The sequence below is a fragment of the Streptomyces dryopteridis genome, from assembly GCF_049606955.1.
GTDB lineage: Bacteria > Actinomycetota > Actinomycetes > Streptomycetales > Streptomycetaceae > Streptomyces.
The window spans coordinates 461,855-483,293 of sequence record NZ_CP187114.1; the positions used below are offsets into that span (position 1 = coordinate 461,855).

Annotated in this window: 13 protein-coding genes; 4 read left to right on the top strand and 9 right to left on the bottom strand. The window is 75.9% G+C overall.

Features of this window, described 5'->3' with window-relative positions; translation table 11 throughout:
* Positions 1 to 92 precede the first annotated feature (92 nt).
* The gene (locus ACN20G_RS28530; protein WP_424216095.1) at positions 93 to 506 is read left to right on the top strand and encodes a peptidase inhibitor family I36 protein; all 414 of its coding nucleotides are present in this window, start codon (positions 93 to 95) and stop codon (positions 504 to 506) included.
* Between the two features lie 81 nt (positions 507 to 587).
* Here ACN20G_RS28530 and ACN20G_RS28535 read toward each other — a convergent pair whose 3' ends face one another.
* The 5 genes from ACN20G_RS28535 to ACN20G_RS28555 all read right to left on the bottom strand — a co-directional run bounded on the left by ACN20G_RS28535 (position 588) and on the right by ACN20G_RS28555 (position 10,591).
* The gene (locus ACN20G_RS28535; protein ID WP_424216096.1) at positions 588 to 3,935 is read right to left on the bottom strand and encodes a S41 family peptidase; all 3,348 of its coding nucleotides are present in this window, start codon (positions 3,933 to 3,935) and stop codon (positions 588 to 590) included.
* 39 nt (positions 3,936 to 3,974) lie between these two features.
* A complete protein-coding gene (locus ACN20G_RS28540; protein ID WP_424216097.1) occupies positions 3,975 to 5,615 on the bottom strand; it encodes a hypothetical protein in 1,641 nt (546 codons plus the stop codon).
* A 69-nt stretch (positions 5,616 to 5,684) separates the two neighbouring features.
* Positions 5,685 to 7,823 carry a TOMM precursor leader peptide-binding protein gene (locus tag ACN20G_RS28545; protein WP_424216098.1) on the bottom strand — a complete coding sequence of 713 codons (2,139 nt, stop codon included), beginning with the start codon at positions 7,821 to 7,823 and terminating at the stop codon, positions 5,685 to 5,687.
* A 131-nt stretch (positions 7,824 to 7,954) separates the two neighbouring features.
* Positions 7,955 to 8,113 carry a hypothetical protein gene (locus ACN20G_RS28550; RefSeq protein ID WP_424216099.1) on the bottom strand — a complete coding sequence of 53 codons (159 nt, stop codon included), beginning with the start codon at positions 8,111 to 8,113 and terminating at the stop codon, positions 7,955 to 7,957.
* A gap of 135 nt (positions 8,114 to 8,248) precedes the next feature.
* The gene (locus tag ACN20G_RS28555) at positions 8,249 to 10,591 is read right to left on the bottom strand and encodes a TOMM precursor leader peptide-binding protein (RefSeq protein ID WP_424216100.1); all 2,343 of its coding nucleotides are present in this window, start codon (positions 10,589 to 10,591) and stop codon (positions 8,249 to 8,251) included.
* Between the two features lie 433 nt (positions 10,592 to 11,024).
* On the opposite strand from ACN20G_RS28555, the gene ACN20G_RS28560 reads away from it, so the two are divergent.
* Positions 11,025 to 12,647, top strand: a complete 1,623-nt coding sequence (locus tag ACN20G_RS28560; RefSeq protein ID WP_424216101.1) for a thiamine pyrophosphate-binding protein — start codon at positions 11,025 to 11,027, stop codon at positions 12,645 to 12,647.
* Between the two features lie 9 nt (positions 12,648 to 12,656).
* Here ACN20G_RS28560 and ACN20G_RS28565 read toward each other — a convergent pair whose 3' ends face one another.
* Positions 12,657 to 15,431, bottom strand: coding sequence for a molybdopterin-dependent oxidoreductase (locus tag ACN20G_RS28565; protein ID WP_424216102.1), 2,775 nt, complete (start codon positions 15,429 to 15,431; stop codon positions 12,657 to 12,659).
* Between the two features lie 171 nt (positions 15,432 to 15,602).
* Between ACN20G_RS28565 and ACN20G_RS28570 the strand changes: the two genes are divergently transcribed.
* Positions 15,603 to 16,568, top strand: coding sequence for an SDR family NAD(P)-dependent oxidoreductase (locus tag ACN20G_RS28570; protein ID WP_424216103.1), 966 nt, complete (start codon positions 15,603 to 15,605; stop codon positions 16,566 to 16,568).
* Between the two features lie 141 nt (positions 16,569 to 16,709).
* Here ACN20G_RS28570 and ACN20G_RS28575 read toward each other — a convergent pair whose 3' ends face one another.
* Together ACN20G_RS28575 and ACN20G_RS28580 are read right to left on the bottom strand one after the other, a co-directional pair.
* Entirely contained in the window at positions 16,710 to 18,095 is a 1,386-nt protein-coding gene (locus ACN20G_RS28575; protein ID WP_424216104.1) for a CoA transferase, read from the bottom strand.
* A gap of 79 nt (positions 18,096 to 18,174) precedes the next feature.
* Positions 18,175 to 18,921 (bottom strand): TetR/AcrR family transcriptional regulator, encoded by a 747-nt coding sequence (locus ACN20G_RS28580; RefSeq protein WP_424216105.1) that lies wholly within the window; start codon positions 18,919 to 18,921, stop codon positions 18,175 to 18,177.
* 152 nt (positions 18,922 to 19,073) lie between these two features.
* Between ACN20G_RS28580 and ACN20G_RS28585 the strand changes: the two genes are divergently transcribed.
* On the top strand, positions 19,074 to 20,810 hold the full coding sequence (locus ACN20G_RS28585; protein ID WP_424216106.1) for an amidase: 1,737 nt from the start codon (positions 19,074 to 19,076) through the stop codon (positions 20,808 to 20,810).
* 13 nt (positions 20,811 to 20,823) lie between these two features.
* Here the strand turns inward: ACN20G_RS28585 and ACN20G_RS28590 are convergent, their stop codons facing one another.
* Complete coding sequence (locus tag ACN20G_RS28590) at positions 20,824 to 21,351, bottom strand: NUDIX domain-containing protein (RefSeq protein WP_424216107.1); 528 nt, start codon at positions 21,349 to 21,351, stop codon at positions 20,824 to 20,826.
* Between the last annotated feature and the right edge of the window lie 88 nt (positions 21,352 to 21,439).

Genomic DNA, 21,439 nt, shown 5'->3' on the forward strand with positions numbered 1-21,439 from the left:
CATGCGGACGAAAAGATTCCGGTATGGCTTGTTTATGATCATCGCCGCGACTCGGAGACGCCAAGTCCCCTGCCACCGGAAGGACTCCCACGATGGGTTGGAAGAAGATCGTCACAGGCATCACGGCACTGATGACCGCAGCGGGGGGTCTGATCGCGACCGCTCCCGCCGCCTCCGCGGCGGAGGCGTGTCCGGCCGACAGGCTGTGCCTGTATCGGAGCACCCAGTTCCGTGAACTGTCCTTCGTGGCCGCGAGCACGTCGGCGTGCTTCGATCTGGAGGGCTACGGCATGGGCCGGCTGTCCAACGGCATCGTCGCCTACAAGAACAACCTCCCGGTCAAGGCGACCACATACGCCTGGCTGAACGGGAAGACCCCGCGCCTGGAGGAGTTCTGGGCACAGCGGTACGTGATAAACCCCGGCAGTTCCTCCAGCGACACCGGTATGCGGTACAAGGGCGACCGTGCCTGGGTCTGCACGGGCAACCTCAAGCCCTGGGAGTAGCGGGGCCGCCCCGGGCGCGCCCGAGAGGCGCTTTCCGGGGCGTCGCGCCACCTCACCTCCCGCCGTCGGGCACACCGGGGGTCACGGGTGTCGTGGGCTCGGGGGTGGCAGGGGTGGGGGGGTGTGGGGTGGGGTGTGGGCGAGGGTGTGCAGGGCCAGTGCGATCGCCCGGTCCAGGGCCGGGTCCGCGCCGGCGGCGCGTTCGTGCGGGGTCGTGACGATCTCGATGTCCGGTTCCACGCCCCGGTTCTCCAGTTCCCAGCCGCCGTGTTCGGTCCAGAACGCGCCGCGCGGGTGGACCAGGCGGGTGCCGTCGACCAGGGTGTGGGCGATCTCCATGCCCCGGACGCCGCCCCAGGTCCGGGCGCCGACCACGGGGCCGAGGGCCCGGGCCCGGATCATGGCGACGGCGTTGTCCCCGTCCGAGCCGCAGAACTCGTCGGCGAGGAAGACCAGGGGGCCGCGTGGGGCCGGGTCGGGCATCGGGAGCGGGGTCGCGCCCCGGCGCGCGTGCCAGCCGAGGGGGGTGCGGGCGAGCAGTTCGAGGACGTGGGGCGCGAGGTGGCCGCCGCTGTTGCCGCGCAGGTCGACGAGGAGGGCGTCGGCCGTCGTCTCCGCGCGCAGGTCCCGGTGGAGTGTGGCCCAGCCCGTGGCGAGCATGTCGGGGACGTGCACGTAGCCGAGACGGCCGGGGGCGGCGGTGTGCACGCGGGCCCGGCGGGTCCGGATCAGGTCCTGGCCGCGCAGGGCGGTCTCGGAGGCCAGGGGGGTGACGGTCACCGTGCGTTCGGGGCCTGCGTCGGCCGGTCGGACGGTGAGTTCCACGGGGCGTTCGGCGGTGCCCCACAGCAGGGGCGCGGGGCCGGCGGCGGGGTCCACGGGCCGGCCGTCGATCCTCAGCAGGGCGTCCCCGGCGCGCAGTCCGGTGCCGGGCGCGGCCAGGGGGGAGCGGGCGGCGGGCACGGAGCTGTCGCCCGGCACGATCCTGAGGATCCGCCAGTGTCCGTCGGCGTCGGGGGCCAGGTCGGCTCCGAGCAGTCCGGCGCGCGGGCCGTGGTGGGGGGTGGGGCGGGGCCAGGCGTAGGCGTGGGAGGTGCGCAGGTCTCCGTGGGTGTCCCAGAGGAGGTCGAGGAATTCCTCGGGGGTGCCGATGCGGTCCAGGAGGTGCCGGCGGCGGGCCCACGGGCCGGGGTCGGGGCCGGGCCGGCCGGTGCCGAGGGTGGGGAGGTCGGGGTGCCAGACGTTGTCCCGCATCAGGCGTTCGTCCTCGGCGTGGCTCGCGGCCCATTCGGCGGGCGGGTCGACGGTGGTCTCGGTGCGGGCCAAGTCGACGGGCCGGGGTTCGAAGCACCGGGGTTCGGCGGGCCGGGCGGGGGGCGGGGTGAGGGGCAGCAGGGTGAGGGCGGCGCCGTCGCGGATCAGGACGGCGCGTCCGGCGTCCGTGACGGTGAACGCGTCGAGCCCTTCGTGACGGACGGTCACGGTCCGGGTGTCGGCGTGCCAGTGTTCGAGGACGGGGCGCGGCGGGGGTCCGGCGGGGGCCCAGCGGTCGCCGGTGGTGCCGGTGAGGGGGGCGCGGGTCCACAGCAGTCCGTCGGCGGTGCGGTCCAGGGCCGTGTAGGTGGCGCCGGGGACGGGGAAGGGCACGATCCGTTGGTGCAGGTCGGTGGTGTCGACGTCGGTGCGCGGCGGGCCGGGGGCGGGGGGCTCCGTCCTCGGCAGGGGGGTGAGGAGGGGGGAGGGGGTGTGGGCGGTGAGGGTGAGCAGGTGGGGGCGGTGGCAGTCGACGAGGGCGAGTCCGAGGATGTGGGTCTGGTACTCGGGGTCGAAGACGCGGTCGGAGAGGAACGCGAGGTGGGCGCCGTCGGGTGTGAACGCGGGTGCCAGGTCGCGGAATCGGCCGTCGGTGGCGTCGATGACCTCGGGGGTGCGGCCCGGGGTCGCGTCGGCGATCCGGAGGATTCGGATGCGGCGCAGGCCAGCGGGTCCGGGGTGGGACCAGGCGAGCCAGGAGGAGTCCGGGGAGTAGGCGAGGCCGGTGACCTCCTCGTGGGCGCTGTGGGTGACCTCGGTGACGGTGCCGGTGGTGGTGTCGACCAGGAGCAGTCGGCCGTCGTGGGCGGCGACGGCGGCGGTGCGGCCGTCGGGGGCCGGGCGCAGCTCCAGGACCCGGCCCAGCCGGCCGGCGGCCAGTACGCGGGGGCTCGGGGCGGGGGCCGGTGAACGCGTGGGGTGGGGGCCGGGGGCGGGGGCGATCTCCAGGGCGTCCGGGCCTGCGGTGTCGGAGACCCAGATCAGTTCGCGGCCGGTGTCCCCGAGGGCGGCCGGGAGTCGGCGGCGGACGCCGGGGCGGCCGGCGACGGCGTGGGCGGGGGCGTCGGGGTCGGTGAGGAGGTGGACGGTGCCGCGGACCTCCAGGACGCCGACGGTGCCGGGCGGGCCGGCGCCCACGGTGGTCGAGGGGTGCGCGGCGCTGACCCGGTGGGGTGCGCGGCCGGGTCGCGGGCCGGGGAGGCGGAGGTCCACGCGAACCGGTCGGGTGCCCTCCTCGGCGTCGGGCAGGAGCCAGATCTCGCCGGCGCTCTGGTAGACCACGCGGGTGCCGTCCCCGGCCGCGTCGCGGGCGCCGGTGTCGGGGTGGGCGTCGGTGGGGGTGTGGGGGCGGGGGTCGGTGCCGTCGGGGCGGCAGGACCACAGGCGGGAGCGGCCGTCGGCCTCGCTGAGGAAGCCGACGCGGGGGCCTTCGGGGTCGGCCCACCACACGGGGTGTTCCAGCCCGGTCGGGTACGGCCCGCCGTGGCCTTCCGGGACGAGGGGGCGGAACCCGGGTCGGTGCGGGCCGTCGGCGGGGTGGAGGGTGGGGTCGGTGATCCAGAGCCGGCCGGCGGCTCCGCCCCGGTAGCCCTTCCAGTGGGCGTTGGCGGGGAACATGGTGACGGTGCGCAGGACCGTGCGACCGTCGGGGCCCGCGGCGAGGTCGCCGACGGGTCCGTAGGGCAGGGGACGGGGGGCGCCGCCGGTGGGCGGGAGGGTCCAGGCACGGGTGTCGAGGGGGGAGACGCCGTGTTGGGCGGAGAGGACGAGGAGTTCGCCGTCCGGGGTCCAGCCGGCGACCCGGGTGCGGGGGTGTCCGAGGTGGGTGAGGCGACGGGCGGGCGCGGAGCCGTCGAGGGGGGCCAGGTACGCCTCGGGGGCGCCGTCGCGGTCCCAGGTCCAGGCCAGGAGCCGGCCGTCGGGGGAGATCCGGGGGTGGCCGACCTTCCCGGGTGCGCCGTCCGTGACCCGGTGGGCGGTGCCGCCGGTGAGCGGTGCGTGCCAGACGTGGCCGTCGGCGGTGAAGACCAGGTGGTTCCCGTGGAGGTGCGGGTGCGCGGCGTAGGGGAGGTCTCCGGCGGTCGGGCGGGGCCGCGCGGGGGTGGGTGAGGGCACGGGGTGGCTCCTGGGGCGGCGCGGGTGGGGTGGGGCGGGTTACGGGAGGCGGAGGTCGAGGGCCGCTTCGCCGGGCAGGGGGCGGCCGAGGAAGAGGCAGATCAGGGTGCGGGTTCGGGGGGCGTCGCCGGTCAGCAGTCGGTCCATGGCGCGGGCGTCCATGCCGAGGGCCGGCCCGCAGCCGAGGGCGTGTGCCCGGGCCGCCAGGTGGGCCGCCTGGGCGCGGGCGCCGGCCTCGGCGAGCGCCGCCCGGTGGGCCCGCGGGCCGTGGGCGGCCATGGCGGGGCCCGGGGTCCAGCCGAGCACCGGCAGGGCGGCGGCGTGGGTCACGGCGTGGTTGCGCAGGGCGTAGTCCCGTTGTTCGGGCAGCAGGGGTTCCTCGTCCGGGGCCGGGAGCCGGATCAGCGCGCGGGACTCGGGGTCGTAGCGGTAGCCGCCGGCGGGTACTCCGTGGACCCGGCGGACGGCGACCCGGAGCGTGGTGAGGGGGGCGCCGGACTCCAGGGCGCCGGTGCCGGTCGCGGCGGCGTGCAGGACGGCGCCGAGTTCGGCTGCGGTGAGGGGTGCCAGCGGGTCGAGTCGTCCGTTGACGGAGTGGCGTCGCGGGAGGAGGTCCGCCGGGTCGAGGCGGGGGGCCGGCGCGGGGACGGGGAGGGGCACCGGCGGTGCGGTCGGGGCGGTGGCGGTGGTGCGGGTGGACGGTTCGCGGGGTGCGGGCGGTGCGGGCCGCGTGGTGGGGGTGGTCTCGGCCTCGGCGCGGCGGACGGCCTCGGCGCGGGCGAACGTCCGGGTGCGCAGGGACCGTTCGGCCGCCCGGGGGCGGTCGGCGCGGTCGGCGCGGTGGGGGTTCGGGGCGGGGGCGCGCGCGCCGGCGGCGGTGCGGTCGGTGGGGTCCCAGGGCAGCGGGAGGACCACGTGCGCGGATTCCTCGGCGGGCAGTCCCAGGGCGGTGTCGAGGGCTTCCTGGTCGAATCGGAACCGGGGCGTGGCCCTCCGGGCCGTGCCCGCCGTCAGTGCCTCCCAGCCGCCGAGGAGGGCGCCGATGTCGTGGCAGAGCACGTGGTGGGAGAAGGAGCCGTACTTGAAGGCGGTCTTCCAGGGGCGGGCCGTGACCACCAGGTACCCGCCGTCGCCGGCGGGCGGTGGCTCGTGCGGGGCGGCCGGGTCGAGGGCAGCGCGGACGGCGGGGGTCAGGTCGCCCGTGACCAGGCGTTCCAGGGCGTGGTGGCCGCTGTCGTAGTGCAGCAGTCCCGGGGGCAGCGGCAGTCCGGGCGCGGGTGACCAGTACAGCTCCCAGGGGTGGTTGGCGCCGCCGGACGGGGTGCCCCGGCTCCACACGGCGGTGCGGAGTCGGGCGCGGGTGCGGTGGTCGAGGTTCCAGTCGATCTGGGTGCGGCGGGCCAGGGGGCCCGCGAGGAGGTGGAGGGTCTCGGCGAGGCGGTCGAGGGTGAAGCCGGCGTCGCCGGCGCGGGCGCCGAGTCCGGGGCGGGCCGGGGGCAGGGGCAGGCGGGGGGCGCCGGGGTGGCGGGTGTGGGGGGAGGGGCGGTCCTGCCAGTCGGGGGTGTGGTCGGCGTCGGCCATCGCGCCCCGGGCCCGGTCCCGGACCTCCTCCGTGTAGGCCAGTACGGTCCGGACGGCGGGGGTGGTCGGGGCTTCGTCGCCGGTGGGCCGGTGCGGCACGGTGTTCCTCTCGGGTCGGGGCGGGGTCCTCGATGCGGGTCCTCGGGGCGGGTCTTCGGGGCGGGGCCGTCACAGGAAGGGGTGGGGGTACCGGTGGATCTCGTGCTCGGCGAGGGGGGCGGCGCGTTTCCCGGCCCGCCAGGCGGCGGTGCGGAGCCGTTCGGTGTGCGGGGCGCGTTGGTGGGCCTGGCCGAAGTCGATGGGCAGGAGTCCTGGGGCGATGACGGCGGCGGTGCGCACGCCGACCGCCTCCTGTTCCGTGCAGGTCTGGTCGACCACGACCACGTCCCGGGCCTGGCGGCGGACGAGGTCGACGCAGGTGCGCAGGGTGTCGGTCAGGTCGGTGTGGCGCGGCGGGCTCCAGTCGGCGAAGGTCTCGTCCAGGGAGCGGGGGCGGGCGGCGGGCGTGCGCGGGCGCAGGAAGGGCACGTGGGCGGCCATCTCGGGCAGCCCGTACAGCATGCCGTGGTCCTCCAGGGCGGTGACCAGGGAGTGGTCGGCGGCGAGGGTGCGCAGCCGATCGAGGTCCTCGGTGACGCGTTCGTCGAAGCCGGGGAGGAAGCTGGCGACCTCGCGGACGGCCGTGCGGACCGCCGCGCGCGGGTCGAGGTCGACGCCGGCGGAGAGCACGAGGTTGCCGGGGCCGGGCACGGTGCGGACGGCCGCGCACAGGGCGACCGGGATCGGCAGGTCCAGGCGGAGGTCGAAGAGGCGGACGTGGTGGCCCAGGGCGCGCATCCGGTCGACGGCGGCGGCGGTGGCGGGGTCCGCGCAGGTCGCGGGGTCGATCTCGGGGAGTTCGGCGGCGGCGAACCAGGCGGCGGTGAACGCGTCGCGCTCGACGAGTTCGAGGAGGCCGTGGAGGGCGGCCTCCTCCAGGGTGGTGCCGGTGGCGCAGCCGTTGGAGGAGCCGAGGAGGAACTGTTCGCCTCGGCGTTGCGGGCCGTAGTAGGCGAGTTGGGCGGGCACGAGCACGGGCCCGCCGCGCGCGAAGGAGTGGCCGGGGACCCAGTCGAGCACGAGGTCGGGGTGGAAGGCCACGAGGGATCCGGGGCCGCGCTCGGGGTCCGGGCCGGGCGGGTACCCGACGGTGTCGCGGGGGTCGAGGACGGGGCGGCCGGCGGCCCGGAGTCCGCTGAGGCTCGCGCGGGTCAGGGCGGCGCGGCCGAGGGGGCGTTGGCCCGCGTACCGTTCGAGTCCTTCGAGGAGGCCGAGGGCGAGGCTCTCGCGGTAGGTGTCGGCGTGGCCGCCCCAGGTGGTCTCGTAGAGGCCCGTGTTCTCGGTGGTGTGGCCGCCCAGGCGCAGCCGGCCGCTGACGGGGGCGTTGACGCCGACGGAGATCCGGTTGTGGGCCGTGGAGCCGGCGATGGCTCCGCAGAGCCGGTTGGTCAGGGCGTCGACGGGGAGCGGGAGGTCGCTCCAGTGGCTCTGGCGGGCGGCTCCGGGGCGGGGCACGGGGCGGGGCCGGGGGAAGCCTTGGGCCGAGGGGGGTGCGTCGGGGCGGGGCGGGGCGCAGTCGGGGCAGGCGCGGTGGGCGAGGAGGGTGAAGCGGGTGACGGCGCCGGAGCGCAAGTCCACTTCCAGGACCTCGGCGAGGTCGGTGGGGCGGGCGGTGCCCGCGGGTGTGCCCGGGCCCTCGGCGGCCGGTCGGGGGTGGGGGTGGGTGCGGGGTTCGATCAGGCGGCGCAGGGCTGCGGCGACGGCCGGGGCGCCCCATTCGGGGGGTATCGGGCTGCCGGGGCCGGCCGTGACCCGGCCCGTGGCGCGTTCCAGGGCCCGGCGTTCGCGTGCGGGGCGCAGTGCGGTCCAGCGCAGGCGCAGACAGCGGGCGCAGGGGCGGGACCCTCCGGTCGGGGTGGGGGCGGGGCCGATGAGCGCGGTGTCCCCGTGCAGGTGGACGGGGAGGACCGGGCGGGTCGAACGGCTCGGGGCCGGGTCGCCCGTGCCCGTGCCCGTGTCCGTGCTCGTGTCCGTGTGCGCGGGGGACGGGGAGGGGGCGGGCGGGAGGCTTCCGGTGGGTCGGACCGGCTCGGCCGCGAGCCCCAGCGTCGCGAGGCTGATCTCGACGCCGTGCAGGGGGTCGGGGAGTTCGGCGGCGGGGCCCGGCCGGTACGCCAGGGCGGCGCGGAGCGCGACGCGGAACCGTTCGAGCCCCTGGTCCAGGGTGGTTCCGGTGGGACGGGTGGTGAGGACGGTGTGCTCGGTCACGGGCGGCGGGCCGGTCCCTTCGGTGTGGGCGTCACCGGACCCGCCCTCCCCCGGAGGGGAGGACGGGTCGTCTGGCGCGTTGCAGGGGGGTGCCGGACCCGGCCGGTGGGCGCGGGCCCGACACCCGCGGATCAGGCGTCCTCGCCGGCCGGGGTCCCGCCGGTCGAGCAGCAGCTGTTGGTGCTGCCGGTGCAGACCCAGGCCAGCAGGGTCGGGTCGTTCTCGGCGGTGACGAGCTCGATCTGGAAGGTCTCGGCGGGCAGGTCGGAGAAGTCGCTGTTGGCACCCATGGTGGATCTCCTTCGGGAAACGAACGGATACGGGTACAGGCGGTGTTGCCGGTCCGGAACGTCTGCGTGCCGGACCGCGCCCCGTGCGGGCACGGGGACGTCGTGGGGAGGGCGGACCCGTGCGGGTCCGGGCCCTCAGGTGAGCAGGACGCGGCCGATGAGGGCGGTGGGCGTCCCGTCGGGGCCGGTGGGCAGGGCCGCCGGGGCGAGGGGCAGGAACAGCGCGTCCCGGTTCCGGGCGGCGAGCGCGGCCACGATCCGCTCGGGGTCGGACTCGGCCCGCGTCCCGGTGTCCTCGTCGGGGCCCGGGCCGTGGCCGTGGGCACGGTCGTCGACGGGGACGGGGACGGGGACGGGTGGGGCCGGGTGGGGCGGCAGGTCCGGCGTGGGCCAGTCCTCGGGGCAGCGGACGGTGGTGGGCCCGCCGGGGGCGCCGGCGGGGTACGGGCCGAGCGCGGCGACGAGTTCGACGAGGGCCGCGCCGACCGCCGCCGACTCGGTGGCGCCGATCGCCGCCACCTGGTGGGACGGCCCGGTCCCGGGCCGATCGGGCTCGTGACGGGCCAGCACCACGTGCACGGGAAGGGACGGCGCCGTTCCGTCCCGCGGGTCCGGGAGACGGCCGAGCCTCAGGGTTCCGCCGCGGTTCAGGGCCCGGAGCAGTGGGGTGTCGAGGGCCTGGAGGCCCTGGGTCGAGCGAAGCGGGGCGGGGCGGGCAAGGCCGGCGAGGAGGGCGTCGAGGCGTTCCGTCAACAGCGCCGAGAGCAGGGCCGAGGTGAGGGTCGCCCGCGCCGAACACCCCACGCCCACTCCGGCGGGTGCGCCGGGGCCGGTGGGCAGGGCCCGCTCGACGGGGACCCAGACGGTGGCGTCGTCGCGCAGCCGCAGGGTCGGGGTCCACGGCCTCGGGTGGTCTTCGAGGCCGGCGAAGGCGACCGGGTCCCCCTGTTCGACGCGCAGGGCGGCGGCCGTGGTGTACCGGGTGGGCGGGGGCGCCGGCGCGTGGGCCGCCGCGTGCCGCAGGGCCCGTTCCACGGCGAGGGCGCGGGCGTCGAGCGAGGTGCCCACCGCGTGGCCGAGGACCTCGGTTCCGGCCGGGTCGGCGACCCGCAGCCGGGCGGCCCGGACGGGGAACTGCGGGAGGTCGTCGTCGTCGAAGGCCCGCAACAGGCCGGTGGTCGGGGCGAGGGCGGCGGCGTGTCGGGAGGCCCGTTCGACGGGGTCCTCGGAAAGGTCTGCGTCTCCGGCGCGAAATGATTTCACGGCGGTCATCACCTGCCGCGTTCCCTCGGATCCGCCGTCCGGGCCCGGCCCGCAGGCCGGGCAATCGAGGCGTCGGGGAATCCATTCGCGGCGCGATTCGAGGGATTCCACGTCCTGGAGGACGACGGCGCCGAGCAATTCCGAGGAAAAGGCCCCGGAGACGTGCAGGAACATTTCCGCGGCGAGTTCGTTGCCGGTCATGGCGTCGAGGAGCGGGGTGAACGCCGAATCGCCGGGGGTCCGGCCGGAGAACACGCGTCGGGGGCGCTCGTTCTCCTCGTCGCGCAGGAACGCGGCGAGGAGTGCGTCGTCGGCGGTGTCGCCCAGCTGCCGGCGCAGGCAGTGCCGGCAGGCGCCGGCCGCGCCGGGGTCGACGAGCGGCCCCTTGAGCAGGGTCTCCCCCACGAGCCTGACGGCGAGGAAGGGCGCGGCCCGCCGTCGGGCGAGGTCCGCGAGGGCGGTGACCGCCGTTCCGGTCAGGCCCTCGGCGGTGACCAGGACGGCGGTGGGGGCCCAGTCGGAGATCCGGGTGTCCTCCGCCCGGAGGTCGCCGGGGATCGGCAGCTCCTCGACGCCTGCGTCGACGCCGGCCGCCGTGAGCTCGCGGGCCTCGGCCCGGACGGAGGCCGCGGCCTCCGGGTCCCCGGCCCCGTCCGGACGCAGCAGCCCGACCCGTCCGAACCCGTTGCGCAGCAGGGCGCGGGCGGCGGCCGGGGCTCCGTGCCCGGCGCCGGCCACCAGGACCCGGGCCCGACGGACCCGGCGGAGGGCGGCGGCCGGGGTGTCGGTGTGGTGGGCCAGATAGGCGAGTTGGGGGGCGAACCGGGCCCGCTCGGCGGGGCCGAGGAGCTCGTCGGGTTCCTCGGCGAGGCTCCGCACGAACCCGTGCCCGGCCAGGAGACCGACGAGGTGGGTGAGGGTCGCGGCCCGCGCGGGGTCCAGCCCGGAGCACAGTTCGCGCAGGGTGGTGCCGGCGGCGAGGGCGGGGGCCAGTCGGCTGAGCCAGGGGTAGGCGGAGGGGTTGTCGACGAAGAACTCGCCGTTGCCGCCCCGCAGGAACACTCCCCCGTCGGCCTCGATGAAGACGGCGTCCTGGCGCAGGAAGATCCGCGTCCCCTCGCCCGGGAAACGCGCGCCGCCGACCCCGTCGCGTTTTTCTCCGACTTTCGTCGCATCGACGGTCGCAGCGGTTCCCCGCCCGTTTTCCGACGCCACTCTTTCCCCCATTCGATTGCCTTGGCGAACCGGTACGAAGGAAACGTAACACCGAATTCACGAACCCCGCTCAGGGAGCATCACACGAATCCGCCCCCGCCCCGGACTTCGATTTCGGAGGAACCGACGGAGCCCGGAACATCGGATTCCGCTGTACAGCATTATCGAATTTTCCCGTTTACCGGGAAGAGCTGCACGATCGATCCTCCATGACGTGTCCACCCGGGCACAACCGGCTCGGACGCGGAACCTCCCACGCCCCGGGCCCGTCGCACCGGCGCACAACCAAAGCCCTCCGCGTTCCGCATCCGGACCCCTCCTCGGGGGGTGAAGGGAATGTCGGCGGCTCCGAGGAGGGGGCGGCCCGCCGTTCGCCCGACACGCCGACGGCGTACCTCTCACGCTCCGACGGAGCGGGAAACGGAAGAAGCACGTGAGGACGACAACTCAAGGGACCTCCGCGCGGACCGGCGCCGAGATCCTGATCGAGGTACTGCGCGAGGAGAACACGCGGCACGTGTTCGGGAATCCCGGAACCACCGAACTGCCCCTGATCCGAAACCTGGTCGGACGCACGGACATCGAGTACGTCCTGGGGTTGCAGGAGGCGTCGGTCGTGGCCATGGCCGACGGGTACGCGCGGGTCACGGGCCGACCCGCCTTCGTCAACCTCCACGCCGCCGCCGGACTCGGCAACGGAATCGGCGCCCTGACCAACGCGATGGCCGCCGGCGTTCCGATGGTGGTGACCGCCGGACAACAGGACCTGCGGCACCTCTTCCACCGTCCGGTCCTCGCCGGTGACCTCGTGGGACTGGCCGGGCCCACGGTCAAATGGGCCCACGAGGTCACCGGCCGGCACGAACTCGGCGAGGCCCTCAGGCGCGCGTTCCTCCTGGCCCAGGCGCCACCGGCGGGCCCGGTGTTCCTGTCGCTGCCCATGAACCTCCTCGACGAGCCGGGACCCGAGGCGCCCGGGGCGACACGGGTCAGGTTCGCCTCGGCCGCGCCCGTGGAGGAGCTCGCCGCCCGCCTGGCGGCGACCCCGCGCGCGCAGACCGCGCTCGTCCTGTGCGACGAACTGGCCCGTCAGGCCCCCGAAGAGGGCCTGGCCCTGGCCGAGACCCTGGGGGTGGCGGTCTGGGGATCGGCCTGGCCGGCCACGAACCCCTTCCCCACCGCGCACCCCTTGTGGCGGGGGTACCTCCCGGCGCACACCACCGGGATCCGCGAGGCCCTGGCCCCCTACCGGCTGGTCCTCGTCACCGGCTCCGGGGCGCTGCGGCGCTACTTCCCCTACGCCCCCGGCCCCCTGCTGCCGGAAGGCACCCGGATCGTCCAGATCACCGAGGACCCCGCCGAACCCGGCCGGGACGCACCCGCCGAAGAGGTCCTGCACGGGCAGTTGCGGCCCACCCTCCGTCGGCTCCTGGACCTGCTGTCCGCGTCCGCGTCGACGCCGGCCGGCCCGCCGCTCCCCCGCCGCGTCACCGTCCCCACACCGAGCGAGGGCTTCGACATGGCCGCCATGAGCCAGGCCGTCGCCAAGGCACTCCCCCGTGACGTGCTGGTCATGGACGAGTCCCCGCAGGCATCCCGCCACCTGCGGGCCGCCCTGCGCCTCGACCGCGCCGGCCGCTACCAGTGGGTCTCGGGCGGACTCGGCTGGGCGATGCCGGCGGCGATCGGCGCCTGCCTCGCGGGGGAACGGGAACCGGTGCTGTGCGCCGTCGGGGACGGCGCCGCCATGTACTCGCCCCAGGCCCTGTGGACCGCCGCCCATCTGCGGTTGCCGATCGGCTTCCTCGTCGCGAACAACAGGGAGTACGGCATCCTGAAGGACAACTGGCCCGTCCACCGGCCCGGTTCCGAACGGTTCCTCGGCCTGGACCTCTCCCGCCCGCCCATCGACTACGTCTCCCTGGCCGACTCCATGGGAGTGCCCGCGCGGCGCGTCACCGACGCCGCGACCCTCTCCACAGCGATCGAGGACGGCCTCGCGACCGGCGGCCCCTTCCTGGTGGAGGCCGTGTTGGACGCCCGGCCCGACGCCTGACCCCGGCGGTCACGCCCCTCGGCCCTCCTCGGCGGGCGTCCCGGGCGGGGCCGCCCGGGCGATGGCCCGCCAGACGCGGTCGCGGGTCAGGGGGAGTTCGGTGAACCTGACGCCGGTCGCGTCGCGCAGGGCGTTGGCGAGGGCGGGGGCGACCGGGAGGAGGGGGCTCTCGCTCATCGGTTTGGCGCCGAGCGGGCCGATCGTGTCGGTCGTGGCCGCGAAGTGGACCTCGGTGCGGGGCACGTCGGCCAAGTGCGGCAGGTGGTAGTCCCGGAACGAGTCCGTGCTCACCCCGCCCCGCGCGTCGAGCCGGACGGCCTCGAAGAGCGTGGCGCCCAGGGCCTGCGCGATCGCGCCCTCGATCTGGCCCCGGCACCGGTCGGGGTTGATCACGGTGCCGGCGTCGGCGGCGTGGACGCTGCGCAGGATCCTCGTCTCGCCGGTGTCCGGGTCGACGGCGACGCGGAACCAGTGCGCGTTGAAGGCCACCGAGCGCGGCGTTCCGTCCGCGTGTCCGCGCGCCGTGAGCGCGTCGAGGGCGCCCGCGGCCCGGGCCGCCTCGTGGAGTTCCGCCAGGGGGAGGACCCGGCCCGCGCAGTCCACGGCCCCGGCGCCCAGGGCGCAGTGTTCCTCGGCCACCCCCGTGTGCCGGGCCGCGAACGCCCTCAGGCCGGCGGCGAGGGCCCGGGCCGCGAGCAGGACGGCCCGGCCCGCGACGACGACCCCGGTCGAGCCGTAGGCGCCGGTGTCGTGGGCGACGGCGTCGGTGTCGGCGTGCCGGACGGTGATCAGGTCGACGGTGGTGTGGAGGGCGTCGGCGGCGATCTGCCGGTGGGCGGTGACGGCTCCGCTGCCGAACTCAACTGTGCCGACGGCCAATTCACATCTCCCGTCGGGGTGTAGGGTGACCGTCGCGTCGGCGTGGTGGCCGCCCGGCGGGCCCGCGGCCACCATGGACAGGGCGGCGCCCTGGCCGACCGCCCATCCCGGGGGCGCGTCGTCGGCGGCCCGGTCCTCGGCGGCGGCCGCGCGCAGGGTGGCCAGGCACTGGTCGAGGCCGTACGAGCCGATCCGCAGGTCCGGCGCCGCGCCGACCGGGCCGCACGGCCGTTCCCCGGGCCCGATGAGGTTGCGTTCCCGCAGGAGCAGCGGGTCCATGCCCAGCCGGCGGGCCAGTTCGTCCATCGCCGATTCGAGGGCGAACGTCACCTGGGCGAGCCCGTACCCCCGGAAGGCGCCCGCCGGGACGGTGTTGGTGTACACGCAGTACGCGTCGACCCTCTTGTGCGGGGCCCGGTACAGGGCGAGGGACTCGTCGACGCTGTTGGCCAGCACGGCGGGCCCGTGGTTGCCGTAGGCCCCGGTGTCGGCGAGGACGCGGAGCCGGATCGCGGTCAGGGTGCCGTCGGCGCGGGCGCCGAGTCGGACGGTGACGGTGAACGGGTGGCGGGTGGTCGTGGCCCGGAACTCCTCGGCGCGCGTGAACTCCAGCCTGACCGGACGGCGCAGCCGCAGCGCGGCCAGGGCCACGAGGTCCTCGGTGAGCATCTCCTGTTTCCCGCCGAAGCTGCCGCCCACCCGCCCCGCCACCACCCTGACCTCGTCCTCGGGCAGCCCGTACAGCGCGGCGATCGCGCGGCGGGTCAGGAAGGGGGTCTGGGTGGCGGAGCGGATCGTCAGCCGTTCCCCGGCGCCGTCCCGCCCCGGTTCGAACCACGCGACGCTGCCGTGGGTCTCCAGGCTCGCGTGCTGCACCCGCTGGGTGCGGTAGGTCTCCTCGTGGACGCACGCGGCCTCGGCGAACCCGTCCTCGACCCGGCCGGTCTCCTCGTGGATCTCCGCGACCACGTTGTTCCGGGCGGCGTGGAGGGCCGGCGCGCCGGGCGCCATCGCCTCCTCAGGGTCCAGGACGTGGGGCAACGGCTCGTACTCCACGCCGAGCGCGCGGCAGCCCTCCTCGGCGGCCCGCTCGTCGTCGGCGACGACGGCCGCGACGCGTTGGCCCACGAACCGGACGGTGTCGTCGAGGACGCGCGTGTCGTCCGGGTCCAGGGCGGGATCCTCGTGGCAAGCCGAGGAGTAGGTGGTCGCGGGCGCGTCCTCGTGGGTGAGGACGGCCCGCACCCCCGGCACCCGAAGGGCGCGGGAGGTGTCGACGGACCGGACGCGGGCGTGGGGGTGCGGGGAACGCAGCAGCTTCATGTGGAGCGCGCCCGGCACGTCGAGGTCGAGGGTGAAACGGGCCGTGCCGGTGACCACCCGCGGGCCCTCGGGCTCGGGCGCGTTCGAGCCCACGGCCGGGGTGGTGCCGGGTGCGGCGGTGGTTCGCACGCCTCGGACGGCGTCCTCGACGCAGCGGTAGCCGGTGCAGCGGCAGAGGTTGCCCTTGAAGGCGCGCGGCAGGTCGTCGAGCCCGCCGTCGTCGTGGTCGGTGTCGCGTGCGGTGTCGAGGGCGGCCGCGGTCATCAGGAAGCCGGGGGTGCAGAAGCCGCATTGGAAGGCATGGGCGTCGAGGAACCGCTGTTGCAGCGGGTGCGGCGCGCCCTCGGGGGAGACCAGGCCCTCGACGGTCAGCACCGCGCGTCCGTCGGCGCGGACGGCCGGGTACACGCAGCCGTGGACCGCCATGCCGTCCACGTGGACCGTGCACGCCCCGCAGTCCCCGGTGTCGCAGCCCTTCTTCACCCCGAACAGGCCGTGCTCGCGCAGGTAGGTCCGCAGGCACTGGCCGGCGCGCGGCGGCGTGTCGAGACGCCGCCCGTTGACGTGGACGCCGAAACCCATCGGGCGCCTCCTCGGGCGGGTTCGTGGTCACCAGGATGGCCCTCGGCGGGCGGGCCGGGCGGGCGACGTGGCCGCGGGACGGGAAACCACCCCCGGGCGCGGGCGCGCCGTCGGGTCGGCGGTGGGAACCCGACGCGTACGGTGGGCGCTGTCCACCAGGAGGGGCCTCCCATGTCGACGATCCTGATCACCGGCGGGCATTCGGGCATCGGCCTGGCCGCCGTGCGCGAGCTCGCCGCCGCGGGGCACGAGATCGTGCTCGCCGGTCGTGGCGAGCCGCGGATGCGGCCGGTCGCGGACGAGCTGCGGGCGCGGTACGGCGTGCCGGTGACGACGCTGACGCTCGACACCTCCTCGCTCGCCTCGGTCCGCACCGCCGCCGCGCGGCTGCGCGCGTTGCGCGAGGCCGGGGAGGTCGGCGGGCTCGACGCGCTGGTCTGCAACGCCGGCGGGCGTTTCGACGGGCCCGTCTCCGCGAGCGCCGACGGGTACGAGACCACGTTCGCGACGAACTGCCTGGGGCATTTCCTGCTCGTGGAACTGCTGCTGCCGAGCCTGTCCGAGGGCGGCCGGGTGATCCACACCGCCAGCGGCACCCACGACTCGCGATCGGTCGACGGCAGGCTGGTCGGGGCCACCGTCGAGCCGGACGCCAAGGCCCTCGCGTACGCCGGCGTGAACGGGGCCGGGGCGCCGAGCGCGGGCACACGCTACTCGACCTCGAAGCTGTGCACGGTGATGTACGCCTACGAGCTGGACCGGCGGCTGCGGAGGTCCGGGAGTTCGGTGGGCTCGATCGCGTTCGACCCGGGCTCCGTGCCGGGGACGGGCTTCCTGCGGGGGATGCCGAAGCCCGTGCAATGGCTGTCGCGGACAGCGGCGATGGCGTGGGTGTCCAAGCGGATCGGGGTCACCACGTCCGACGTGACGTTCTCCGGCGCGTCCCTGGCGGCGCTCGCGACCGATCCCGAGTACGCGGACCGCTCGGGCGAGTACTTCCAGTGCGACGACGGGAAACTCACCGCCGTGCGCTCGGCGCAGCTGTCCTACGACAAGCGGCGCGCGGCGAGGCTGTGGGAGGACTCGAAGACCCTCGTACACCTGACCCCGACCGAGGAACCCCCGTCCCTGCGCTGACGGACCACTCGGTTCGTCACGCGGGCGAACCAGGCCGCGCACCCGCCCCACCGCTCGGAACCCAGGGCGTGGGACGGGTACGGCACCCGGGCGCGTCGATTCACGGGTCGATCCTCGCAGGGGGCCCGCTCGTGGGTTCGGTCAGGGCCAGTGGGGTGGGTCCGTGCCCCAGCGGGTCGGGGGGTGGTCCCAGGTCGAGGGGGCGCCGGCGCGGTGGATCGGGGAGCGGGCGTGGCGCAGGAGTCCGTAGGGGGAGGCGGTCTCGGTGAGCCAGGGCCCCGGGTCGTGGGGGTCGCTCGCGCCGGGTGTGGGGTCGGGGTCGGGGCGCATGGTCAGCAGCCAGGCCGCCGTGCCGGCCAGGGAGAAGTGGAGCCGGCGGCCGGCGCCGGTGTTCCGCCGCTCGGTGAGGGCGCGGAGCACGGCGGCGGCGAGGAGGTATCCGGTTCCGTGGTCCAGGGCCTGGGCGGGCAGTACGCCGGGGCGGCCGTCGGGCGCGGCCTCGATCGCGGCGATTCCGGTGGCGGCCTGGACCAGGCTGTCGAAGCCTCGGCGGGCGGCCCACGGGCCGGCGGGGTCCCAGGCGGACAGGCTCGCGACGATCAGGCCGGGCCGGCGGGCCAGGAGGGTGTCGGGGGCCAGGCCGTGGCGGTCCAGGGCGCCGGGGCGGTAGCCGGTCACGAGGACGTCCGCCCGGTCGAGCAGGTCCTCGAAGAGGAGTCGGTCGGTGCGGTCGTCGAGGTCCAGGAGGGTGGAGCGCTTGCCGGGGCCGGTGTCGGCGTGGGCGTCCCCGTCCTCGCGCAGTCGCGGGCTGTCGACGCGCAGCACGTCGGCCCCGAGCAGGGCCAGGGTGCGGGTGGCGACGGGGCCGGCGATGACCCGGGTCAGGTCCAGGACCCGGATCCCGCGCGCCGGGGAGGACGCGGGCCCGAGGAGTGCGGGGGCGCCCCCGTGCCCCGCGCCGCCGGCCCGTGTCGTCACGAGGGGCGGGCCGGACGCCGGGGGCGGGGGGACCGGGGCCACGGCCACGGCCAGGCCGGCCGCCGCGTAAACGGTCTCCTGGATCTCGTGGGCCGGGCGGGCGGCGAGCTCCGCCGCCAGGGCCTCCTTCAGGGCCTGCTCCGGGCCCCGGTCCGGGATGCCGAGGGCGGCGAGGAGGCGGGCGCGGTGGTGCGGGTAGTTGGCGTGGGTGCGGACCCAGCCGTCGGCGGCCCGCCAGAATCCCGACAGTGGGGCGAAGGAGGTCGGGGCGCGGCCGTCGATCCGCAGGTGTCGCTCGCTGACGAAGGCCGTGGCCACCGCCGCCTCGTTCACCCGTATCGGGGGCACCGGCGCGCCGTCGCGGGCCGCCGCCAGCTCCGCCGCCGCGAGCGAGGCGACCGCGACGGTCGCCCGTGCGAGCTCCCGTACCGGCAGCCGGGAGGGCAGGCCGGTGGCCGGCCCCTCGAAGGAGACCTGGCGTGCCAGGTGTTCCGGGCCTCCCAGGGCGGCCCAGGCGTACACGGTCGTGGTGTCCTGCGTGTGGGTCACCCAGCCATTGTGCGGTGCGCCCCGGCGGGTGTCACGGGTGGTGTCGGGGCTCGGGGCGCGGCCGGTGTCCCGGCCGGGGTCAGGGCCCGGCCGCGGGGCGCAGTTCGCGCAGGAGGGCGGCCAGGGCGAATTCGCGGGCGGATGCCTCCCGCCAGCGGGCCCGTCCGAGCATCACGTCCTCGGAGAGCCCGCTCAGCATGGCCACGGCCCGGACGACGAACTCGGGAAGGTCGACGTCGGCGAAGTGGCCCAGCTCCCGGCCCTCGCGCAGGACGGCCTCCAGGCGCTCGTCCCAGCCGTCCAGGAGTTCGGTGAGGACCTGCCGGCCCACCTCGTCGTGCCGCTGGGCCAGGATCTGGGTCCACAGCGCGTAGCGCTCGTCCCCCGGGTGTCGGGGCAGGTAGAAGGTGACGAACAGGTCGAGCCTCTCGGTGGGGGACGCGGCGCGGGCGGCGGCCCGGCCGAAGCGTTCCCAGAGGTCCCGCTGGCTCCACACGAGGACTTCGAGCAGGAGCCGGTCCTTCTTGCCGAAGTGGTAGAGGATGTGGCCGGTGCTCATGCCCGCGCGGGCCGCGATGTCCGACATCCGCAGGGCCGCCGTCCCCTTCTCCGCGATGAGGCCGATGGCGGCGGTCATGGCGCGCCCGCGCGCCTCGTCCCCGCTGGGTTGACGCTTCCGGTCGAGCGGGGCCCGGAGCCCCGATCGGGAGGCTGCGCCGGCGTCGGTGCCCGCGGGGCCGGCCGGGTCCTCGGGCGGGTGGGGGTTCTCGGGCGGCACGGGGCCGGTCTTCGCCATCGACAGGGGCTCGCTTTCCGTTCCGGGCATCCGGGTGCCCAGTCTATTCCGAAAACCCCGACCCCTGATCTAGACTAAAAATCAAGTCAGTGCGGCGGGGTGTCGCGGGTTCCCGTTCTCCCCCGCCGAGGACCGGCCGACGGCCCGCCCCGTCCCACCCCCACCACTCGGGAGACACCCTCATGACACGCGGCTTCGACGTCGTCGAGACCTGTATCGCCGACCTGCGTGCGGCGCTGGAGAAGGGCGAGACCACGGCGGTCGAGCTGCTCGACGCCTACCTCGCCCGGATCGGGGCCTACGACGGGCCCGACACGCCCACCGCCCTGAACGCGATGGTCGTGATGAACCCCGAGGCCCGCGCGGAGGCTGCGGCCTCGGACGAGCGCCGCGCGCGCGGCGCGGCCCTCGGCCCGCTCGACGGCATCCCCTACACCGCGAAGGACAGCTACCTCGCGAAGGGCCTGACGGCCGCGGCCGGCTCCCCCGCCTTCGAACACCTCGTGGCCCGGCGCGACGCCTTCGCCATCGAACGCCTGCGCGCGGCCGGGGCCGTCCTGATCGGCCTGACCAACATGCCGCCGATGGCGAACGGCGGCATGCAGCGCGGCGTGTACGGCCGCGCCGAGAGCCCGTACAGCGCCGACTGGCTCACCAGCGCCTACGGCTCCGGCTCCTCCAACGGCTCCGGCACGGCGACGGCGGCCTCCTTCGGCGCCTTCGGCCTCGGGGAGGAGACCTGGTCCTCGGGCCGGGCGCCCGCGTCGAACAACGCCCTGTGCGCCTACACGCCCAGCCGCGGGGTGATCTCGGTCCGCGGGAACTGGCCCCTGGTGCCGACCATGGACGTGGTCGTCCCGCACACCCGCACCATGGCCGACCTGCTCGAACTCCTCGACGTGATCGTGGCCGACGACCCCGACACGCGGGGGGACCTGTGGCGCGCGCAGCCGTGGGTGGAGCTGCCCCCCGCCTCGCGGGTGCGGCCCGACTCCTACCCGGCCCTCGCCCCCCGCGACCTCGGGGCGGCGCACGAGGCGCTCACCGGCAAGCGCGTCGGCGTGCCCCGGATGTACGTGAACGCCGACCCCGACGCGGGCACCAACCCCGACGGGGGCATCGGCGGCCAGACCGGGCAGCGGATCGAGACCCGCCCCTCGGTGATCGCCCTGTGGGAGGCCGCCCGCCGCGACCTGGAGGCCGCCGGCGCCGAGGTCGTCGAGGTCGACTTCCCCGTGGTGTCCCGCTACGAGTCCGACCGCCCCGGCGAGCCCTCCCTGTTCACCCGCGGCCTGGTGAGCCGCGAGTACCTCGCCTTCGAGATCGAGGACCTGTCCGCCTGGGCCTGGGACGACTTCCTGCGGGCCAACGGCGACCCGGCGCTGTCCACCCTCGGCGAGGTCGACGGCGCCCTCATCTGGCCCAAACGGGAAGGCGAACTGCCCGACCGCTACGACGGGTTCGAGGACACGATCGGCGAGTACCCGCGCTTCGCCCGCGAGCGCCCCTACGCCTCCCTCGCCGAGATGCCGCACCTGGAGCAGGGGCTGCGCGGGCTGGAGGAGACCCGCCGGATCGACCTGGAGCTGTGGATGGACGACCTGGGGCTGGACGCCGTGGTCTTCCCCGCCGTCGCCGACGTGGGCCCCGCCGACATGGACGTGGACCCGGCCTCCGCCGACCTCGGCTGGCGCAACGGCGTCTGGGTCGCCAACGGCAACCTGGTCCCCCGCCACCTCGGCATCCCGACCGTGACCGTGCCCATGGGCACCATGGCGGACATCGGCATGCCCGTCGGGCTGACCTTCGCGGGCCGCGCCCACGACGACAACGCCCTGCTGGCCCTCGCCGCGGCCTTCGAACGCACCGGCGCCCGCCGCACCCACCCGCCCCGCACCCCCCGCCTGACCGCCCACTGAGCCGACGGGGGCCTCAGCCCGCGCCGGGGCCGGGGCCCACCAGGTGCTCGCCCACGGTGGCCAGGAGGTACTGGGCCAGGGAGGACCGGTCGTCGGCGCGGAACGGCCACGCGTGCAGGGCGTCGCGGAGCTCGGCGACGGTGACCCACCGGGTGGCGAGGACCTCGGCCGGGTCGGGGCGCAACCGCTGGTCCAGGCGGGTCTCGTAGACGGACAGCCAGTACGGGTGGATCTCGCCGTGAACCAGCGTCTTGGTCACGTAGGTCAGGTCCGCGGCGATGCCGAGTTCCTCGCTCAGTTCCCGTCGGGCCGCCGCCTCGTACGTCTCGCCCACGCCGACGGCCCCGCCGATGAAGATCTGGTGCCGGCCCGGGAAACGACGCTGTTCGTAGGGGCGTTGGCAGATCAGGATGCGTCCCTTCCGGTCCCAGCAGATCGTTCCCGCCGAGCGGTGGATCCATCCGCGCCGGACCACGGTCTCCCGGTCGGCGATACCGAGCACCCGGTCGTGCTCGTCGACTCTTTCGACCATCTCTCGCATGTCGTGCTCCTGACGGGTGGACCCGTGCGTCCCGCCCGGCACCAGTGAAGCCCGCCGCGAGGCCCCGCGCCGTCCTCGGAGGCGGGGG